Here is an 18,027-nt window from a genome sequence, read left to right as displayed (position 1 = left end):
TTCAGCTGATCCAATATCTGCCGTAGCCCCAAGACGAGCTGTCACCGACCTGGCGAGGCGAGTCCTTCTCCCGAAGCGGCCCCGAAGAGCGAGCGGAGCGTCGGCTTCCGCCTCGTCCGCCGTCCCCATCTGGCCTGCGGCTCAGTTGAGCCGGTCACACGGGCTCCCGGGACGTGTCGGCGTCCCCGTCGTTCTCGGGTGCAGCCTCGCCCCCAGATAGCCCGTCCAGACAACCCGGAGCACCCAGCCGAGTCAGGGGCGGCGCCGAATACGCCAGAAAAAAATATTCGCATTAAAGGCAAAAGGTATTCGCATCAGGCGGCGCCGCGGAGGGGTTGGCCGTCGTGTGCGCGGGTGTTGTGCACGACTGGTACGTGCGTGACATATTCATCGACTGCCGCTCCTTTGCCGGCCTGCGGTGAGAACACCCACCGGTTCTGGTACCGCAATGGCATTGAGATGAGTGGGTAGCCAGGTCATTTGCCCGGATCCCTGATGAGCCGTGGCTCCGGAGTTACCACACGATCCGCGCCGGAGGCCGCAAACACAGTGGCAACGCAGTCGTTGCTACATTGCCGCGATGGGGAAGATCAACTCGGACCGGCTCAAGACCCTGCTGGCGGAGGGCACGGTGCACGAGCTCGCCCAGCGGGCGCGCTACGAGCGCGAACCAGCAGAGTTGCTGGAGGAGGCCCGTGAGCTGGTCATGGACCCGGATCCGACTGTCCGCCGGCAAGCTTGGGACGCGCTCGATCTGGTCGTCGACAACTCCACGCGAGCCGACCTCTTCGCACTCGTGCTGCGCGACCTCGAGCCCGAGCAGTTCCGAAGACTGCTGGCCGATCCTGACCCGGTGGTGCGGAACCGAGCGGGCTGGGTGAACATCGTCGTCGTCGGATATCCGTCGCGCCACACAACAGCGCTGGAGCTGCTGGCCGACGATCGTTTCGAGTACGCCTGGCCGGAATGCATCGAGGTGTTGCGCCGCGACCCTCCGGTCAAAACTTTGGTGAGCGAGTACATCGAGGCGCCGCCGGATTTGCGGAAAAGGCTGTCGGTCGCGCTCGGCCTGCCCGCCGCGACCCCATTACTCGAAGTGTCGCCCGAGGGATGTTCCACACAGGTCCACTGCTGGCCGTTCACCTGGTGCAGCGGTGTTGTCGCCGCACATGAGTGCCCGCATTTGCCTCTTTCCATCGCGTTGCTGGGCAGTTCGCTGCACGCGGTCAGGGACGAGGCGATGAACCTCGTCGAGGGTTTCGGTCCCGGCGCGACCGATCTGTTGCGGTCCGCGCGACGGTCGCTTCCCGCCGCTCGACGAAATGCACTGCTCCTGCTGGCCGGATTCGGGTGGGATCACATCCCCGCCGAGGACAGGAGGGCGCTACAGCGGTTGATCCGCATCAAGCAAGTGAGTGAAACACCCGAACCACTGCCGGTGCTGGACGCCCACGGGGGATGGTACGCCTTCCCGACCACCGATCAGGCCGCGGTCCTGGACGCGCTCGACCTCACCGACCCGGTTCCCGCGACACTGCGCATGGGGAGCGCTGTCATGGAGCGATCAAGCTATTACCCCGACCAACCCAACCCCGAGGTCTTCGTCACGCCGGCACTGGACGGGTGGACCGTCGCATACTGCAAGAACGAGGTACTGGGTGGACTGGCCCCGAGAGCGGTCTCGACCGAACACCGGCACGACCTGTACCAGCGGCTGGAAGAACTGAGCCGACGATTCGGATCGGCACACTGGTACGAGCATTTCGTCGTCGACGACTACACCGACCTGACGTGGTCACAATGGTGCATCGCCCGGGACGGCGAGGTCCGCATGCACTGCGTGTCCTCCGACGACGTCTGGGTCTACCGGTGCGAGGAATCGAACCCGGTGGACTCCCTCGGCGAACTGAAGGCCTGGATCGAAGCCCACGACATCGGTCGCGCGAACCGACGGGATGACGAAGAAAGAGCCGAAGCATACGAAGACGTCCTGGGCGAACGTCACGGCGACGATCGCCTCCCGGACGAACACGACGCCGCCGAAGAGTTCGACGAGGACGGCAGACCAACAGCAGCGACGTGGGAGCAAAACCTACTCTTCGGGGCCTGGGCGGCAGCGGAGCATTTGTCGGTCGACCTGACCGACCTCGGCCCCCATACGCACGTCCACGGCACCGCGGTGCTGGCCATCCCCCGCACACAGCGGGATCACCACCGCCGTGGGGTGCTCCCGATCTGACATGTCAATCACCGTCGTCCCGCCCGGCGCCGGGTCAGCGGCGCCCGGCGCGGCTGCCCTGGTAGGCCGGCTCCCGCAGGCGTGACAGCCACTCCGGGTACAGCCGCGCCCCGGGCGGGCTGTGCAGCATCGGGTCGAAACTGGGCCGCTCACCATCACCGAGCAGGGCGTCCAGCACGATCCGCGCCACCGGCACCGGCGGGCCGGTGAGCTTCGCCGTGGCGCACCGGACGGTCACCGGCCGGGACGCCACCTCCCCGGCCAGCGCGTCGAGCGACGCCCCCTCCGGACCGTCCACACCGGCCAGTACCCACCGCAGCCCGGCCGCCGTGCGGTAGGGCACCAGACTGCTGAACCGCGCCCGCCGCCACCCGGCCGACGGCCACAGCAGCAACCGGGCGCGCGCGCTGGCGAGGGTGAGGTCCCACGGCCCGTCGTCGGTCGGGATGCGCAGCGCCAGCCCGAGGATGTCCGGCGCGCCGCCACGCAGCCCGGCGCCCTTCGACAGCCGCGCCACCACCGGACCGCCGCCCGCCGGCAGCGGCAACGCGTCCGGATCCAGCGTCTCCAGCGTGCCCCGCAGCAGCAGCCCACGGGGGTGGAACACGCGCGCCTTGCGCAGTCGGGCCAGCGCGCCGAACACGGGTCGGACGAGGGCAGGTGCCATGACGGCCGGGTTCCCGCCCGTCCGCCGGTGAATCATCCGGCCCGCCCGGGGTAGCCCCGCCCCGTCACCACCTCCGGCCGAAAGGGCGCCGATGTTCCCCGCCGACTCGCTCACCTTCATCGGCACCGCCACCACCCTCATCCGGCTAGGGCCGTTCACCGTGCTCACCGACCCGAACTTCCTGCACCGCGGCCAGTGGTCCCACTTCGGCCAGGGGCTGGTCTCCCGGCGCCGCACCGAACCCGCCGCCCAGGTGGCCGACCTGCCGCCCCTGGACGGGGTGGTGCTGTCCCACCTGCACGGCGACCACTTCGACCGCATCGCCCGCCGCGACCTGCCCGCCGACGTGCCCATCCTGACCACCGAGCACGCCGCGACCCGGCTGTCCAAGAAGGGCTTCGGTGCCACCATCGCCCTGCCGACCTGGCACAGCGAAACCCTCGCCGACGGCGACGCGACCCTCACCGTCACCGCCGTCCCCGCCCGGCACTCCCGCGGCCCGCTCGACCGGATCCTGCCACCGGTGATGGGCAGCATCTGGGAGTACACCCCGCACCCCGGCGCCGCCGCACTGCGCCTCTACGTCAGCGGCGACACGATCATCCACGACGAACTCAGCCAGATCCGCCGGCGCTACCCCGACATCGACGTCGCCGTGCTGCACCTGGGCGGCACCCGCGTGCTCGGCGTGCTGGTCAGCATGGACGACCGCCAGGGCGGCCACATGCTGGAGCTGATGAACCCCACCCATGTGGTACCGGTCCACTTCGACGACTACGGCAAGTTCACCTCACCCGTGTCGAACTTCCTCGCCGAGGCCGCCCGGCGGCATCCGGCCACCGACGTGCGCCTGCTCGCGCGCGGCGAGAGCTTCCCGCTGGCGAACCTGATCAGCGCCCGCGCGCCCGGCTGACCCGCTCCCGCTGTGGCACCACCACGTACTTCGGGTCCTTCGTGGACTCCACCCCGGCCTCGAACACCCCGAACCGCTGCAACGCGCTACCCGCCAGCAACGCCAGTCCCGACACCACGGACACCGCACGGCTGCGACGACCCGCCAGCGCACCCACCGCGCCCCCGACGGTCAGGTACTCCGCCCACCTCCGCAGCCGGTGCGCCCTGCCCGTCGTGTACGCCTGCGAGATCAGGCCGAGCCGCTGGTCGACCAGCTTCGACGCCACCACCTCGGCCGCCGCGCCAACCACCGCCAGCCGCCGCGCCGGGCCCGCCTCGGCGACCGGCGCGCACACCAGCCCCAGCCCCGCGCCACTGGCCGCGGCCGACCCGGTGAACACGAACGGCAGCTGCCGGTACGCCGCGTGCCACCCCGGCACCGCCGTCTGCGACAGCAGCACCGACGTGTAGGACGCCACCGCGGGCGCGATCGCCGCCGCGGAGAGCCCGGCCGGTCGCGCCGCCCACCGCAGCAACCGCCCCGGCCACGTCCTCGCCAGCCTCGCCGGCACCAGCTCGGCCACCGCCGCCACCCCGGCGCCCGGCCCGTAGGCCACCAGGATCCAGGTGCCCATGCTCATCGGCGAACTCGGCTTGGCCACCCGCAGCATGTGCAGGAAGCGCTCCGGCCGGCCCAGATCGGCGACCAGCAGGTACATGCTCGCCGCGAGCGCACCCAGCGCGCCCAGGCGGCCCGCCCGCCGCAGCACCGGCCGGTCCGTCAGGTCCGCGCCCGCACCGAGCAGCGCCGACCCGGCCGACAACCCGCCGGTGAACAGGTAGGCCGGGATCTTCCACTCCCACACCGGCGGCTTGAGCACCGGCCGCCCGTAGTACGACCGGAACTCCGCCTTCGGCACCGCGACCTGTTCCCTCATCCCCTGCCCCGTCCGAAGAAGACCGACACCGCGGCGGCCACCAGCGCGGAGGCGGCCATGCCCGCGTACCGCCACATCGACCCGGCGTCCTTGGTGGGCACCACCGGATCCGGCGGCAGGCCGTACACCTCGGGCTCGTCCAGCAGCAGGAAGAACGCACCGTCCCCGCCCACACCGTCGTCCGGGCTCTCGCCGTACAGCCGTGCCTCGGCCACCCCGGCCTCGTGCAGCGCGTCCACCCGGCGCGCGGCCCGCTCCCGCAGCTCGTCCAGCGGCCCGAACTGGATCGAATCGGTCGGGCACGCCTTCGCGCACGCCGGTTCCAGCCCGTCCCGCAAGCGGTCGTAGCACAACGTGCACTTCCACGCGCGCCCGTCGTCCTCACGCCGCTCGATCACCCCGTACGGGCAGCCGGACACGCAGTAGCCACAGCCGTTGCAGATGTCGGGCTGCACCACCACCGACCCGAACTCGGTGCGGAACAACGCACCGGTCGGGCACACATCCAGGCAGCCCGCGTGCGTGCAGTGCTTGCACACGTCCGAACTCATCAGCCACCGGAAATCCGTCCGGCTCCCCGCGCCGTCACCGGCACCCGGCAGCTCGAACGAGGGCAGCCCCAGATCCACCGGCTCCGGCGACACCGCACCCGGCCGGTCCTGCTCCACGAACGCCACGTGCCGCCACGAGTTCGCCCCGAGCGACCCGGTGTTGTCGAACGACATGCCCAGCAGGTCGAACCCGTCGTCGGGCACCCCGTTCCACTCCTTGCACGCCACCTCGCACGCCTTGCAGCCGATGCACACCGAGGTGTCGGTGAAGAACCCCACCCGCGGCGGGTGCTCCAGGTAACCGGCGTTGCCCGCCGGGTCCGGCAACGGACCGGAGAAACCGTTCGTCATGACCGTCCCTCCGCTCCGGCGGCCGTGTCGATGTGCGTCCCCGTCTCCACGGTGACACCCGCCCGCTTCCGGTACTCCTCCAGGTAGGCCAGCAGGGCCGGGCCCCGCGGGCGGCGGCCCGGCTGGACGTCGCACGTGGCCACCTTGCTCTCCTGGATGAACACGTTCGGATCGGCCACCACACCCAGCAGGTCGTTCACCACGTCGCCGTCGACCAGACCCGTGTAACCCCAGTGGTAGGGCATCCAGATCTGGTGCACCACCCGGTCCTCGATGCGCAGCGGCCGCATCCGCTCGGTGACGAACACCCGCGCGTCCACCGCCGCGCGGCTCGTCACCACGTGCGCCCAGTCCAGGTGCACCAGCCCGCGCTCGGCCGCCAGCTCCGGCGAGACCTCCACGAACAACGCCGGCTGCAACTCCGCCAGGTACGGCAGCTGACGGCTCATCCCGCCCGCCGTGTGGTGCTCCGTCAGCCGCGCCGCGGTGAACACGAACGGGAACACCTCGCCGTGCTGCTCCGGCGGCGACGGGTTCGACGGGTTGTCCGCCCGCGCGTACACCTTGCGCGCCGGATTGCCCTGCTGCCCGTACAGCGGGTTGCGCACCGGCGACTCGTGCGGCTCGTAGTGCGTCGGCAACGGCCCGTCCAGCACGCCGTTCGGCGCGAACAGCCAGCCCTTGCCGTCGGCCTGCATCACGAACGGATCATCACCGTGCAACGCGGCCGGGCCCGACGCACCCGGCTCCGGCCGGTAGTCCGGTGGCTTCGTCTTCTCGAAGTCCGGCACGTCGTACCCGGTCCACTCGCCCTTCTGCGCGTCCCACCACACCAGCTTCTTGCGCTCGCTCCACGGATGGCCCTGCAGATCGGCCGACGCCCGGTTGTACAGCACCCGCCGGTTCAGCGGCCAGGTCCAGCCCCACTCCGACTCGTACGGCCCCTGCTCGTCGTGCGGCTTGCGGCGCGCCGCCTGGTTCACCTCGTCGGCGAACACCCCGCTGTAGATCCAGCAACCGCACGCCGTGCTGCCGTCCGCCTTCAGCTCGAGGTAGCCGTTCAGCGCCCGCCCGGTCTCCAGGTTCACCCCGTTGATGCGCCGCAGCACGTCCTCACCGGAGGGTTCCTCCCCCTCCATCCGGTAGTCCCACCACAGGTCCAGCAGCGGCCGGTCCCGCTCGTCCGCCGACCCCGCGAGCTTCTCCTTCAGGATCCGGCCCAGGTGGTAGAAGAACCACAGCTCGCTGCGCTGATCACCCTTGGGTTCCACCGCCTTGTCCCGCCATTGCAGCATCCGCTGCGTTTGCGTGAACGTGCCCGACTTCTCCACGTGCGACGCCGCCGGGAAGAAGAACACCTCCGTGCGGCACCGCTCCGGCACGATCTCCCCGGTCTCGATCTCCGGCGAGTCCTTCCAGAACGTGGCGCTCTCGATCATCGCCAGGTCCCGCACCACCAGCCAGTCCAGGTTCGCCATGCCCAGCCGCTGCAACCGGCCGTGCGCCGACCCCACCGCCGGGTTCTGCCCCAGCAGGAAGTACCCGAACACCTTCCCGTCGATCATGTCCATCACGGTCCGGTAGGTGCCGTGATCACCGTTGATCCGCGGCAGGTAGTCGAAGCACCAGTCGTTGTCCGCCGTGGCGTGCTCGCCCCAGTACTCCTTCAGCAGCGACACCAGGTAGGCGTCGGCGTTGTGCCAGAACCCCTTCTGCCGCTCACCGGGGATGCCGCGCAGGTAGGCGGCGATGTCCTCGTGCGAGGTGTCCGGCATCGGCAGGTACCCGGGCAGCAGGTTGAACAACGTCGGAATGTCGGTGGAGCCCTGGATCGAGGCGTGCCCGCGCAGCGCGAACACCCCGCCCCCCGGACGCCCGATGTTGCCCAGCAGCAGCTGGATGATCGAACCCGCCCGGATGTACTGGGCACCCATCGAATGCTGCGTCCAGCCCACGCTGTACACCAGCGCGGCGGTCCGCTCCCGGCCCGAGTTCTCCGTCCACGCCCGGCAGACCTCGAGGAACAGCTCGGCGGGCACACCGCACGCACGTTCCACCATCTCCGGCGTGTACCGCGAGAAGTGCCGCTTGAGGATCTGGAACACGCACCGCGGGTGCTCCAGCGACGGATCCGCGGCGATGTCGTCGGCCCCGCCCTGGATCGGCGGCCCGCCCGACCCGTGCTGGTCCGGCGCCGACTGCTCCTTCGCCCGCGCGCCGTCGCCCGGCCCCGGCCGTGAGCTCTCGTAGTGCCAGCTCGCCGGGTCATAGGACGCCGTCTCCGGGTCGTAGCCGCTGAACAACCCGTCCAGGTCCTCGGTGTCGGCGAACTCCTCGCTCACCAGGAACGACGCGTTCGTGTACGACCGCACGTACTCCCTGAACTCCAGCCCGTTGCTCAGGATGTAGTTGATCACGCCGCCGAGGAACGCGATGTCCGACCCGGCGCGCAACGGCACGTGCCGGTCCGCCAGCGCACTGGTCCGGGTGAACCGCGGGTCGATGTGGAAGACCTTCGCGCCCCGCGCCTTGGCCTCCACCACCCACTGGAACCCGACCGGATGGGCCTCGGCCATGTTCGAGCCCATGATGATCACACAGTCGGAGTTGATCAGGTCCTGCTGGTAATCCGTCGCACCACCGCGACCGAAGGAGGCTCCCAGACCGGGAACCGTGGCGGAGTGTCAAATACGGGCCTGGTTCTCGATCTGGATCGCACCCAGCGCCGTGAACAACTTCTTGATCAGGAAGTTCTCTTCGTTGTCCAGCGTCGCGCCACCCAGGCTCGCCAGGCCCATCGTGCGCCGCAACGTATTGCCCTGCTCGTCGCGGTCCTGCCAGCCCTTGCGCCGCGCGTCCAGCACCCGCTCGGCCACCATGTCCATCGCCGTCGGCAGGTCCAGCTCCTGCCACTGCGTGCCATAGGGCGCGCGGTAGAGCACCTTCTCCACCCGCTGCGGACCGGTCACCAGCTGCTTGCTGGCCGACCCCTTCGGGCACAGCCGGCCACGCGAGATCGGCGAGTCCGGATTGCCCTCGATCTGGACGACCTGCTCGTCCTTGACGTAGACGTTCTGCGCGCACCCCACCGCGCAGTACGGGCACACCGAATGGACCACCCGGTCCGCCGAGGCGGTGCGCGGCACCAGCGACCGCGACCGCGCCGACTGCGCCGCGCTACCCCGGCCCAGCGGGTCGGCGCCGGTCAGCTGCCGGTACACCGGCCACGAGCGCAGCCAGTCACCCACGCCCATCGCGCACCTCCTCCCGGCCCGCTTTCCCGGCCGCCGGACACAGCAAACCCCGTGCGGTCAATCTTCGTGCGTCGCGCGCCCCGCGTCCAACCGGGAGTGGTACCGCTCGCGCGCCTCCCGCACCAGATCACCGGAAATCCACGCGAGGGGCTCCACGTCCACCAGCAACGGCTCGTTGTCCGGTCCGAAGTCGATCTCCTTGCCGGTGAGCACCCACGGCCGCGCCCCCTCCTGCTGCTGGTGCAGGTACTGGCAGATCCGGCGCGCCAGCCAGTCCTCCACCGGCAGCGTCCACCAACCCGGCGCGTTCAACGGGTTCACCGATACGCCGGGCATCTCGAGCCCGCTTTCGTGATCGGTGCTCGGGTGCTCGGCGTCCGCCTCCGGACCGGGCGAGTAGCGGACGTAGACGACCGACCCGGGGATGAGGAGCTCGGCCAGATCGGCCAGCCGGTGCAGCGTGGGCAGGGACTCTTCGACGGCCATGCCCCACACATGCCCAGCCATGGCGGTCGCTAACCGCGGCGGCGCACCGAGGGGCGGAAAATCGCCGCACGAGACGCCTCCTTTGACTGGTGTCGGCCCAGGTGACATGCGACTCTGGCGAGATGCCCGGGACCGACGATTCCGGCGCGGCTCCACCCGTCGCCGGGTTGCGCGAGACGCTGTCTCAGTTGCGCCTGCGCGAACTGCTGCGGGAGGTGCAGGACCGCATCGAGCAACTCGTGCAGTCGCGTGACCAGATGGACGGGTTGCTGGAGGCGATGCTCGCGGTCGCCGGCGGCCTCGAACTGGACGCCACCCTGCGCCGCGTCGTGCACGCGGCGATCGACCTCGTCGACTGCCGCTACGGCGCGCTGGGGGTGGTCGACCAGGACCGCGAAGGACTCGCCGAGTTCGTCTACGAGGGCATCGACGAGGAGACCCGCCACCGCATCGGCGACCTGCCCACCGGGCGCGGCCTGCTCGGGCTGCTCATCCAGCGACCCGAACCGCTGCGCCTGGACGATCTGTCCCAGCACGCCGCCGCCGCCGGGTTCCCGGCCCACCACCCGCCGATGCGCACCTTCCTCGGGGTACCGGTGCGGGTCCGCGACGAGGTGTTCGGCAACCTCTACCTCACCGAGAAGAACAACGGCCAGCCGTTCACCGAGGACGACGAGGTCGTGGTCCGTGCGCTCGCCGCCGCGGCCGGTATCGCCGTGGAGAACGCGCGCCTCTACGAGGAAGCCCGGTTGCGGCAACGCTGGCAGGAAGCGACCAGCGAGATCCGCGCCGAACTCCTCGCCGCCGCCGACCCCACCGACGTCCTGTCCCTCATCGCCAACCGCGCGCTCGCCCTCGCCGGGGCCGACTACGCGTTCATCGCCCAGCCCGACGACCCCGACCTGCCACCCACCGATGTCACCCACCTGACCGTCACGGTGTCCACCGGTCTCGACGACAACCCGCTGACCGGCCGCGACATCCCCGTCGAGGGCTCCAGCTGCGGCGCCGCCTACACCGACGCCCAGCCGCGCCGCGTGGACAACCTCACCTACGACCTGTCTCCGGAGTTCGGCCCCGCGCTGGTGCTGCCGCTGCGCCCGTCCGGCGACCACGTCTCCGGCGTGCTCGTCACGCTCCGCAAAACCGGGCAGGACCCGTTCGACCACACCCAGCTCCCGCTCGCCGCGGCGTTCGCCGACCAGGCGGCGCTCGCGCTCCAGCTGGCCGAGGACCAGCGCTCGCTGAGCGAGCTCAAGGTGGTCTCCGACCGCGACCGCATCGCACGGGACCTGCACGACCACGTCATCCAGCGGCTGTTCGCCCACGGGCTCGCGCTGCAGAGCACGCACATGCGCACCCGCAACCCGGAGATCCAGCGGCGCCTGGCGGACATGATCGACGACGTGCAGAACATCGTCGCCGAGATCCGCACCGCGATCTTCGACCTGCACGGTGGCCTGCACGGCACCACCCAGCTGCGCAAGCGCCTCAACGAGATCATCGCCGAGGTCACCGGCGACACCGGCCTGCGCACGACCGTGCGCATGTCCGGACCGATCGGTGTCATCGGCAGCGAACTCGCCGAGCACGCCGAAGCCGTGCTGCGGGAGGCGCTGACCAACGCGGTCCGCCACGCCCGCGCCACCACGCTGACGATCACCGTGTCGGTGGACGACGATCTCGTGATCGACGTCGTCGACAACGGCACCGGGATCCCGGACCGGGTCGCCCACAGCGGGTTGCACAACCTGCGCGAACGCGCCGCGCAGGCCGGCGGCACCTGCTCGGTGACCCTCGCCGAGGGCGGTGGCACCCGCCTGACCTGGTCCGCGCCCGTCTCGTAGCGGTTCGGGACCTGCCGCCCCGCGGGGTTACCGCAGCTGCGGTCCTCGTGCCCTGAGCGCTGGTGACCTTCGTCCGTGTCCGGGCGGCGTGGGCGTCCGTAGCCTGGGAGATTCCGCGCAGGGCGAAAGGTGGCGGGATGATCGAGGTGTTCCTGGTCGACGACCACGAGGTCGTCCGCCGTGGCGTCGCCGACCTGCTGGAGTCCGACCCCGGGCTGTCCGTCGTCGGCGAGGCGTCCACGGCGGGGCAGGCACTGACCCGGATGCTCGCGCTGCGTCCGGACGTGGCGGTGCTCGACGTGCAGCTGCCCGACGGCAACGGCATCGAGCTGTGCCGGGAACTGCGCTCCCGGCTGCCCGGGCTGAACGTGCTGATCCTGACCTCCTACACCGACGAGGAGGCGATGCTCAACGCGATCCTCGCCGGTGCCGGCGGCTACGTGATCAAGGACGTCCAGGGCCTCCAGCTGCTGTCCGCGGTGCGCGAGGTCGGCTCGGGCCGTTCCCAGCTGGACACGCGCGCGGCCGCGACGCTGATGGCGAAGCTGCGCTCGGACACCGCGGAGCGCGGTCCGCTCGCCGCGCTGACCGACCGGGAGCGCACTCTCCTCGACCTCATCGGTGAAGGGCTGACCAACCGGCAGATCGCGGAACGGATGTTCCTCGCCGAGAAGACGGTCAAGAACTACGTCTCCCGCCTGCTCACCAAACTCGGCCTGGAACGGCGGACTCAGGCCGCCGTCCTTGCGACGAAACTGCGGGAGGGCAAGAAGGGGCCGGAACAGAATTAGTGCGCACGACGCCGTGTCGTATAGGGCGTTATACATTCGTTGATCGCCGGGCGAGGCACACTGGGGAGGATGCGCCAGAACGCCGCCACGCCCCGCCTGTCCGGCCGGACCGCCGCCCTCGGCGCCGTCGTGGTCCTGGCCGCCGCCACCACGCTGGCCAACCGGGTTCTGCCCGGGTGGGCCTACCCCGTCTGCGGAGTGGTGACCGCGGGTGTCCTGATCGGACTCGCCCGCCTGGCCGGGTACCGGTCCGGCGAGCTGGGTCTGTCGCCGCGCGACTGGCGGCACGCGGCCCGGACGGGCGGTCTCACCTGCCTCGTCGTCGCGGCCGGTTTCGCCGTCGCACTGGCCGTGCCGGCGCTGCGGCCGCTGTTCCACGACGGACGCGTCGGGCAACCGTCGCCGGGTGACCTGGTGTGGCTGGCACTGGTCCGCATCCCGCTCGGCACCGTCGTCGTCGAGGAGGTCGCCTTCCGGGGCGTGCTGCCCGCCCTGCTCGGCGGCGGCGAACGCTGGCGGTGGCGGCCCGTCCTCGGCGCCTCGGCGTTGTTCGGGTTGTGGCACTTGCTGCCGTCACTGGCGCTGCGGCGCAACGCCGGCGTGGACGCGGCGGTGGGTGCCCTTCCCCTCCCCGTGCTGTCGGTCCTGGCGATGGCGGGTGCCGCCGTGGCCGGGGTGGCGCTGTGCGCACTGCGCTACGCCGGACGCGGAGTGCTGGCCCCCGCGCTGGTGCACGTCGCGCTCAACTCCGGCGGGCTCGTGCTCGCCTGGTTCGCCGGGCGCGGCGGCTAGCCGGGGACATTGGCCTCCAGCTCGTCCAGCCAGGCCCGCGCACTCGCGTCGCTCGGGGCGCGCCAGTCACCGCGCGGCGACAGCGAACCGCCCGAACCGACCTTCGGCCCGTTCGGCATGGCCGAGCGCTTGAACTGGCTGGTCTGGATGAACCGCCACAGGAACTCCCGCAGCCACTTCTTGATCGTGGGCAGGTCGTAGCTGGTGCGGTCGGACTCCGGCACCAGGTCCGGCCAGGCGCCGGTGCCGGCGTCGCCCCACGCGTGCTGCGCCAGGTAGGCGATGCGGCTGGGCCGGTACCCGAACCGGAGCAGGTAGTACAGGTGGAAGTCCTGCAGCTCGTAGGGGCCGACCTTGGCCTCGGAGCTCTGCGCCGGGCCCGCGTCCGGCCCCTCGCCCGGCACCAGCTCCGGCGAGATCTCCGTGGCCAGGATCGAGCGCAGCACCTCGTCGGCGCCCGCCCCCAGCCGCTCGGTCTCCACCTCCCACGCGATCAGGTACCGGATCAGCGTCTTGGGCACCGACGCGTTGACGTTGTAGTGCGACATCTGGTCGCCCACGCCGTAGGTGGCCCAGCCCAGCGCCTGCTCGCTCAGGTCGCCGGTGCCGACGACGAGCGCGCCGTGGTGGTTGGCCAGCCGGAACAGGTGCGAGGTCCGCTCCCCCGCCTGCACGTTCTCGAACGTCACGTCGTACACCGGCGACCCGTCCGCGGCCGGGTGTCCCAGGTCGGCCAGCATCTGCCGGGCCGAGGGCCGGATGTCGATCTCGTGCGCCGACGTGCCCAGCGCCTTCATCAGCTTGTGCGCGTTGGTCAGCGTGTGGTTGCTGGTCGCGAAACCGGGCATCGTGTAGGCCAGCACGTTCTCCCGCGGCAGCCCCAGCTTGTCCATGCTCTGCGCGGCGATGATCAGCGCCTGCGTCGAGTCCAGGCCGCCGGAGACGCCGATGACGACCTTCTCGATCCCGGTCGCGGCGAGCCGCTGCGTCAGCCCCTGCACCTGGATGTGGTGGACCTCGCGGCACCGCTCATTGCGGTCGGCGGTGTTCGCCGGGACGTAGGGGAAGCGCTGGATCGCGCGGCGCAGCCGCACCGGCCCGGGCGGCAGGTCCAGCTCGAAGTCCACGCGGCGGAACCGCTTGAGCCGCTCCCGGTGGTCGTGCGCGTTGTCGCTGAAGCTGGTCAGCCGCAGCCGGTCGGCGGCCAGCCGCTCCAGGTCGACGTCGGCGGTCACCAGCTGGTCGGAGGCGAACCGTTCCCCCTCGGCCAGCAGGGAGCCGTTCTCGGCGATCACCGCCTGCCCGTCCCAGGCGAGGTCCGTGGTGGACTCCCCCGGTCCGGCCGCCGAGTAGATGTATGCGGCGAGGAACCGCGCGGAGTGGCCGGTGCACAGGGTGCGGCGGTAGCCGGCCTTGCCGATCACGATGTTGCTCGCGGACAGGTTCAGCAGCACCGTCGCCCCGGCGAGCGCACCGAACCCGCTCGGCGTCACCGGCACCCAGCCGTCCTCGCAGATCTCGGCGTGGAACACCAGACCCGGCACGTTCGGCGGGTCGAACAGCAGGTCGCTGCCGAAGGGCACGTCCTGGCCGGCGATGCGGACCCGCTCCGACACCGCGTCCCGGCCGGCCACGAACTGCCGCTTCTCGTAGAACTCGCGGTAACCCGGCACGTAGCTCTTGGGCACCGCGCCGAGCACCCGGCCCCGGTGCACCAGGATGCCGCAGTTGAACAGGCGACCGTCGATCCGCTGCGGCGCCCCGATCGCGAACACGCCCGGCAGCTCCGCGGACTCGTGCACGAACCGCGCCACCGCGTCGTCCACCGCGGCCTGCAACGCGTTCTGGTGGAACAGGTCGTCGGCGGTGTAGGAGGAGAAACCGAGTTCGGGGAAGACGGTGATGGCGACGCCGTCCGCGGCTGCGCGGCGGGCCAGTGCCAGCGTTGCGTCGCAGTTGAACTCGGGATCGGCCACCCGGACCTCGGGCACCGCGGCGGCCACCCGCACGAACCCGTGCCGGTAGAGCGAGGTGAAGTCGTGGGCCTGCGCTGATGTCACACTGTCCCCGTTTCCGCGTGCGTACCGTCCACCTTCGAGCCTAGATCCAGGCTCTGCCCGTGCCCGGCACCCGGGTGCGTGATCTCGCCGACGCCGGCGCTCGCGGTGCGGGGTTCGACGGGCCGGAGCCCGCGGGCGGCGAGGTAGCCGCCGAGCCGCGGCAGGGACCACCGTTACGGGGCCGGTCCCCGGCGGGAGCGGGTGGTGTTGCGGCACGATGGCGGGATGAGCGACCTCGGCGGCATCCGTGTCATCGCCTGCGACATCTTCGGCACCACCGTGGACTGGTACCGCGGGGTGCGGGACCAGGTGGCCGGGGTGTTCGGCGCCGCCGGGGTGGACCTGGACGCGGGTGAGTTCGCCTCGGCCTGGCGCGCGGAGTACCTGCCCTCGATGCGGCGCGTGCAGGACGGCTCGCGCGGCTGGGCCGTGCTGGACACCTTGCACCGCGAGTCCCTCGACGCGCTGCTCGAGGAGCACGGCGTGACGCTGGGCGAGGAGGAGCGCGACCGGCTCGTGCGGGCCTGGCACCGGTTGCCGGCCTGGCCCGACTCCGCCGCGGGCCTGGCGCGGCTGCGGTCGCGGTTCGTGGTGGCGGCCCTGTCCAACGGCGGCTTCGCCCTGATGACCCACCTGATCAAGGATGCGGCGCTGCCGTTCGACTGCGTCCTGTCGGCGGAGCTGGCGCGTACCTACAAGCCCGCCCCGGAGGTCTACCGCACGGCGGCCGCCCTGCTGGACGTCGCGCCGCACGAGATGCTGATGGTCGCCGCGCACGGGTGGGATCTCACCGGTGCGCGCGCCGCCGGGCTGCGCACCGCGTTCCTGGAACGGCCCGAGGAGAAGGGCCCACACCAGGCCGCGGACCGGCCCGGCGACGTCCCGGCCGATGTGGTCGTCTCGAGCTTCCCGGAGCTGGCCGCCACGCTCGGCTGCTGATCGCCGTCGCGTATAGGGCGTTATACACCCGTCCTCGTGACCCGTTTCACCGCCCGACGGGGCCGCGCAGCCTGCCCCTCATGTCCTTGACTGCTAACGTAGTCGTCGTTCGAAATAACCCGCGTGTGCAACTACCTCGGTAGTTCGACCAACGCAGCACAACCTCGAGGAAAGACATGCCTGTCGCCCTGCTCGCGCTGGCCATCGCCGCCTTCGGCATCGGCACCACGGAGTTCGTGATCATGGGCCTGCTGCCCGACGTCGCCACCGACCTCGGGGTCTCCGTGCCCACGGCCGGGCTCCTGATCTCCGGGTACGCCCTCGGCGTCGTGGTCGGCGCTCCCCTGCTCACCGCGCTGGGCTCGAAGGTCCCGCGCAAGACGGTGCTGACCGGCCTGATGGTGCTGTTCATCGCCGGCAACCTCGTCTCCGCCCTGGCGCCCGGCTACGGTCTGCTCATGACCGGCCGGGTGGTCGCCGCCCTCTCCCACGGCGCGTTCTTCGGCGTCGGGTCGGTCGTCGCCGCGTCGCTGGTGCCCCCGTCGCGCCGGGCGAGCGCGATCGCGATCATGTTCGCCGGCCTGACCGTGGCCAACGTCCTGGGCGTGCCCGCCGGCACCGCCCTGGGCCAGCAGTTCGGCTGGCGTTCGACGTTCTGGGCCGTGTCCGTCCTCGGCGTGATCGCGCTGATCGGCGTCGTCGCGCTGGTCCCCAGCCGCCCGGTCGCCGAGGGCCACAGCCTGCGCTCCGAGCTGGCCGTGTTCCGCCGCCCCCAGGTGTGGCTCGCGCTGGCGATGACCGCGCTCGGCTTCGGCGGCATGTTCGCGGCGTTCAGCTACATCGCGCCGATGATGACCGAGGTCGCCGGGTTCTCCTCCGGTGCGGTGGCGTGGCTGCTCGTCCTGTTCGGCGGGGGCCTGGTCGTGGGCAACGTGATCGGGGGCCGGAGCGCGGACCGCGCGCTCATGCCGAGCCTGTACGTCAGCCTGGCGGTGCTGGCCGTCGTGCTCGTCGTGTTCGTGTTCACCGCCCACGCACAGCTGCCGGCCGCCGTCACGATCGCGGTGTTCGGCGTCGCCGGGTTCGCGGCCGTGCCGCCCCTGCAGGCCCGGGTGATGGCCAAGGCCGGCGACGCCCCGGCCCTGGCCTCGGCCGCGAACATCGCGGCGTTCAACCTCGGCAACGCGGGCGGCTCGTGGCTCGGCGGCCTCGCGATCGCCCACGGCCTCGGCTACACGGCGCCGAACTGGATCGGCGCGGTGCTGGCCGCCGCCGGGCTCGGTGCCGCGCTGCTCTCCGGCGCGCTCGACCGGCGCCCGGCGCACCGGACGGAGCCGGAGATCCCGGCCCTCCACTGACCGACGACAACGAAAGGACACACATGACCACCATTCCCACGGTCGATCTGAACAACGGCGTGGCCATGCCGCGGGTGGGCTTCGGGGTCTTCCAGGTCCCCGCCGAGGAGACCACCCAGGCGGTCGCCACCGCGCTGGAGGCCGGCTACCGCAGCATCGACACCGCCACCGCCTACGGCAACGAGGCCGCGGTCGGGCGGGCGCTGCACCGGTCCGGCCTCCCGCGCGCGGAGCTGTTCGTCACCACCAAGCTGTGGAACTCCGACCAGGGCTACGACGAGACCCTGCGTGCGTTCGACCGGAGCCTGGCCGACCTCGGCCTGGACCACCTGGACCTCTACCTGATCCACTGGCCGGTCCCGGACGCCGACCGCTACGTCGGCACCTGGCGCGCGCTGGAGAAGGTGCACGCCGAGGGGCGTGTCCGCGCGATCGGCGTGTCCAACTTCCAGCCGCACCACCTGGACCGGCTGGCGCAGGAGAGCGACATCGTGCCCGCGGTCAACCAGATCGAGCTGCACCCCTACCTGCAGCAGGCGGAGCTGCGGGCCTACCACGCCGCGCACGGCATCGTCACCGAGGCGTGGAGCCCCCTGGCGAAAGGCGGCGAGCTGCTCGCCGAGCCGGCCGTGACCGCGATCGCGGGCAAGCACGGCCGCACACCGGCGCAGATCGTGCTGCGCTGGCACCTGCAGCTGGGCAACGTGGTCATCCCGAAGTCGGTGACGCCCTCCCGCGTGCGGGAAAACCTCGACCTGTTCGGCTTCGAGCTGGACGGCGGCGACCTCGCCGAGCTGGCGAAGCTGGAGAAGGGCCTGCGCACCGGTCCCGACCCGGACACCTTCAACATGCGCTGACGG

At 71.1% G+C, this 18,027-nt stretch carries 14 protein-coding genes; 8 read left to right on the top strand and 6 right to left on the bottom strand.

All coding sequences use genetic code 11. The annotated features are described in order from the left end of the window. Positions 1-580: 580 nt before the first annotated feature. Positions 581-2,239 carry a hypothetical protein gene (locus FHX45_RS01430; RefSeq protein ID WP_167096226.1) on the top strand — a complete coding sequence of 553 codons (1,659 nt, stop codon included), beginning with the start codon at positions 581-583 and terminating at the stop codon, positions 2,237-2,239. A 34-nt stretch (positions 2,240-2,273) separates the two neighbouring features. On the opposite strand, the gene FHX45_RS01425 is transcribed toward FHX45_RS01430, so the two are convergent. Next, the gene (locus tag FHX45_RS01425) at positions 2,274-2,906 is read right to left on the bottom strand and encodes a hypothetical protein (protein ID WP_167096225.1); all 633 of its coding nucleotides are present in this window, start codon (positions 2,904-2,906) and stop codon (positions 2,274-2,276) included. A 91-nt stretch (positions 2,907-2,997) separates the two neighbouring features. On the opposite strand from FHX45_RS01425, the gene FHX45_RS01420 reads away from it, so the two are divergent. Further along, the gene (locus FHX45_RS01420) at positions 2,998-3,819 is read left to right on the top strand and encodes an MBL fold metallo-hydrolase (RefSeq protein WP_167096224.1); all 822 of its coding nucleotides are present in this window, start codon (positions 2,998-3,000) and stop codon (positions 3,817-3,819) included. On the opposite strand, the gene nrfD is transcribed toward FHX45_RS01420, so the two are convergent. From nrfD to FHX45_RS01395, 4 genes are read right to left on the bottom strand one after another with little or no spacing between them, the layout of a single operon-like run. Further along, positions 3,797-4,738 carry an NrfD/PsrC family molybdoenzyme membrane anchor subunit gene (gene nrfD, locus FHX45_RS01415; RefSeq protein ID WP_167096223.1) on the bottom strand — a complete coding sequence of 314 codons (942 nt, stop codon included), beginning with the start codon at positions 4,736-4,738 and terminating at the stop codon, positions 3,797-3,799. The two genes, FHX45_RS01420 and nrfD, sit on opposite strands and share 23 nt — an antisense overlap. Continuing rightward, on the bottom strand, positions 4,735-5,640 hold the full coding sequence (locus FHX45_RS01410) for a 4Fe-4S dicluster domain-containing protein (protein ID WP_167096222.1): 906 nt from the start codon (positions 5,638-5,640) through the stop codon (positions 4,735-4,737). Before FHX45_RS01410 ends, nrfD begins: the two co-directional genes overlap by 4 nt. Beyond that, entirely contained in the window at positions 5,637-8,894 is a 3,258-nt protein-coding gene (fdh, locus tag FHX45_RS01405) for a formate dehydrogenase (protein ID WP_243868902.1), read from the bottom strand. The genes FHX45_RS01410 and fdh overlap by 4 nt, the downstream gene beginning before the upstream one ends. 57 nt (positions 8,895-8,951) lie before the next feature. Continuing rightward, a complete protein-coding gene (locus tag FHX45_RS01395; RefSeq protein WP_167096220.1) occupies positions 8,952-9,380 on the bottom strand; it encodes a DUF6098 family protein in 429 nt (142 codons plus the stop codon). A 122-nt stretch (positions 9,381-9,502) separates the two neighbouring features. Between FHX45_RS01395 and FHX45_RS01390 the strand changes: the two genes are divergently transcribed. The 3 genes from FHX45_RS01390 to FHX45_RS01380 all read left to right on the top strand — a co-directional run bounded on the left by FHX45_RS01390 (position 9,503) and on the right by FHX45_RS01380 (position 12,810). Beyond that, positions 9,503-11,227: a GAF domain-containing sensor histidine kinase gene (locus FHX45_RS01390; RefSeq protein WP_167096219.1), complete on the top strand. Its 1,725-nt coding sequence runs from the start codon at positions 9,503-9,505 to the stop codon at positions 11,225-11,227. Positions 11,228-11,364: 137 nt separating this feature from the next. Further along, positions 11,365-12,018 carry a response regulator gene (locus FHX45_RS01385; RefSeq protein WP_167096218.1) on the top strand — a complete coding sequence of 218 codons (654 nt, stop codon included), beginning with the start codon at positions 11,365-11,367 and terminating at the stop codon, positions 12,016-12,018. 69 nt (positions 12,019-12,087) lie between these two features. Next, entirely contained in the window at positions 12,088-12,810 is a 723-nt protein-coding gene (locus FHX45_RS01380) for a CPBP family intramembrane glutamic endopeptidase (RefSeq protein ID WP_167096217.1), read from the top strand. On the opposite strand, the gene FHX45_RS01375 is transcribed toward FHX45_RS01380, so the two are convergent. After that, positions 12,807-14,870, bottom strand: a complete 2,064-nt coding sequence (locus tag FHX45_RS01375; RefSeq protein ID WP_167096216.1) for an NAD(+) synthase — start codon at positions 14,868-14,870, stop codon at positions 12,807-12,809. The two genes, FHX45_RS01380 and FHX45_RS01375, sit on opposite strands and share 4 nt — an antisense overlap. Before the next feature lie 225 nt (positions 14,871-15,095). On the opposite strand from FHX45_RS01375, the gene FHX45_RS01370 reads away from it, so the two are divergent. The 3 genes from FHX45_RS01370 (at position 15,096) to FHX45_RS01360 (ending at position 18,024) form a co-directional block, all read left to right on the top strand. Next, positions 15,096-15,809, top strand: coding sequence for a haloacid dehalogenase type II (locus FHX45_RS01370; RefSeq protein WP_167096215.1), 714 nt, complete (start codon positions 15,096-15,098; stop codon positions 15,807-15,809). A 176-nt stretch (positions 15,810-15,985) separates the two neighbouring features. Then, positions 15,986-17,167, top strand: coding sequence for an MFS transporter (locus tag FHX45_RS01365; RefSeq protein WP_167096214.1), 1,182 nt, complete (start codon positions 15,986-15,988; stop codon positions 17,165-17,167). Positions 17,168-17,190: 23 nt separating this feature from the next. Continuing rightward, a complete protein-coding gene (locus FHX45_RS01360; RefSeq protein WP_167096213.1) occupies positions 17,191-18,024 on the top strand; it encodes an aldo/keto reductase in 834 nt (277 codons plus the stop codon). Positions 18,025-18,027: the final 3 nt, after the last annotated feature.

This window comes from Amycolatopsis granulosa (genome assembly GCF_011758745.1).
In the GTDB taxonomy this organism is placed as follows: domain Bacteria; phylum Actinomycetota; class Actinomycetes; order Mycobacteriales; family Pseudonocardiaceae; genus Amycolatopsis_E; species Amycolatopsis_E granulosa.
Note: the sequence above shows the minus strand (reverse complement) of the source record. Positions and strands in the feature narration are given on the sequence as shown.

Bases quoted from the DNA above. Each gene is read 5' to 3' on its own strand.
- FHX45_RS01365 (WP_167096214.1), top strand. From the start codon at position 15,986: ATGCCTGTCGCCCTGCTCGCGCTGGCCATCGCCGCCTTCGGCATCGGC.
- FHX45_RS01420 (WP_167096224.1), top strand. From the start codon at position 2,998: ATGTTCCCCGCCGACTCGCTCACCTTCATCGGCACCGCCACCACCCTC.
- FHX45_RS01390 (WP_167096219.1), top strand. From the start codon at position 9,503: ATGCCCGGGACCGACGATTCCGGCGCGGCTCCACCCGTCGCCGGGTTG.
- FHX45_RS01370 (WP_167096215.1), top strand. From the start codon at position 15,096: ATGAGCGACCTCGGCGGCATCCGTGTCATCGCCTGCGACATCTTCGGC.
- FHX45_RS01380 (WP_167096217.1), top strand. From the start codon at position 12,088: ATGCGCCAGAACGCCGCCACGCCCCGCCTGTCCGGCCGGACCGCCGCC.
- FHX45_RS01395 (WP_167096220.1), bottom strand. From the start codon at position 9,380: ATGGCCGTCGAAGAGTCCCTGCCCACGCTGCACCGGCTGGCCGATCTG.
- FHX45_RS01385 (WP_167096218.1), top strand. From the start codon at position 11,365: ATGATCGAGGTGTTCCTGGTCGACGACCACGAGGTCGTCCGCCGTGGC.
- FHX45_RS01425 (WP_167096225.1), bottom strand. From the start codon at position 2,906: ATGGCACCTGCCCTCGTCCGACCCGTGTTCGGCGCGCTGGCCCGACTG.
- nrfD (WP_167096223.1), bottom strand. From the start codon at position 4,738: ATGAGGGAACAGGTCGCGGTGCCGAAGGCGGAGTTCCGGTCGTACTAC.
- FHX45_RS01360 (WP_167096213.1), top strand. From the start codon at position 17,191: ATGACCACCATTCCCACGGTCGATCTGAACAACGGCGTGGCCATGCCG.
- FHX45_RS01430 (WP_167096226.1), top strand. From the start codon at position 581: ATGGGGAAGATCAACTCGGACCGGCTCAAGACCCTGCTGGCGGAGGGC.
- FHX45_RS01410 (WP_167096222.1), bottom strand. From the start codon at position 5,640: ATGACGAACGGTTTCTCCGGTCCGTTGCCGGACCCGGCGGGCAACGCC.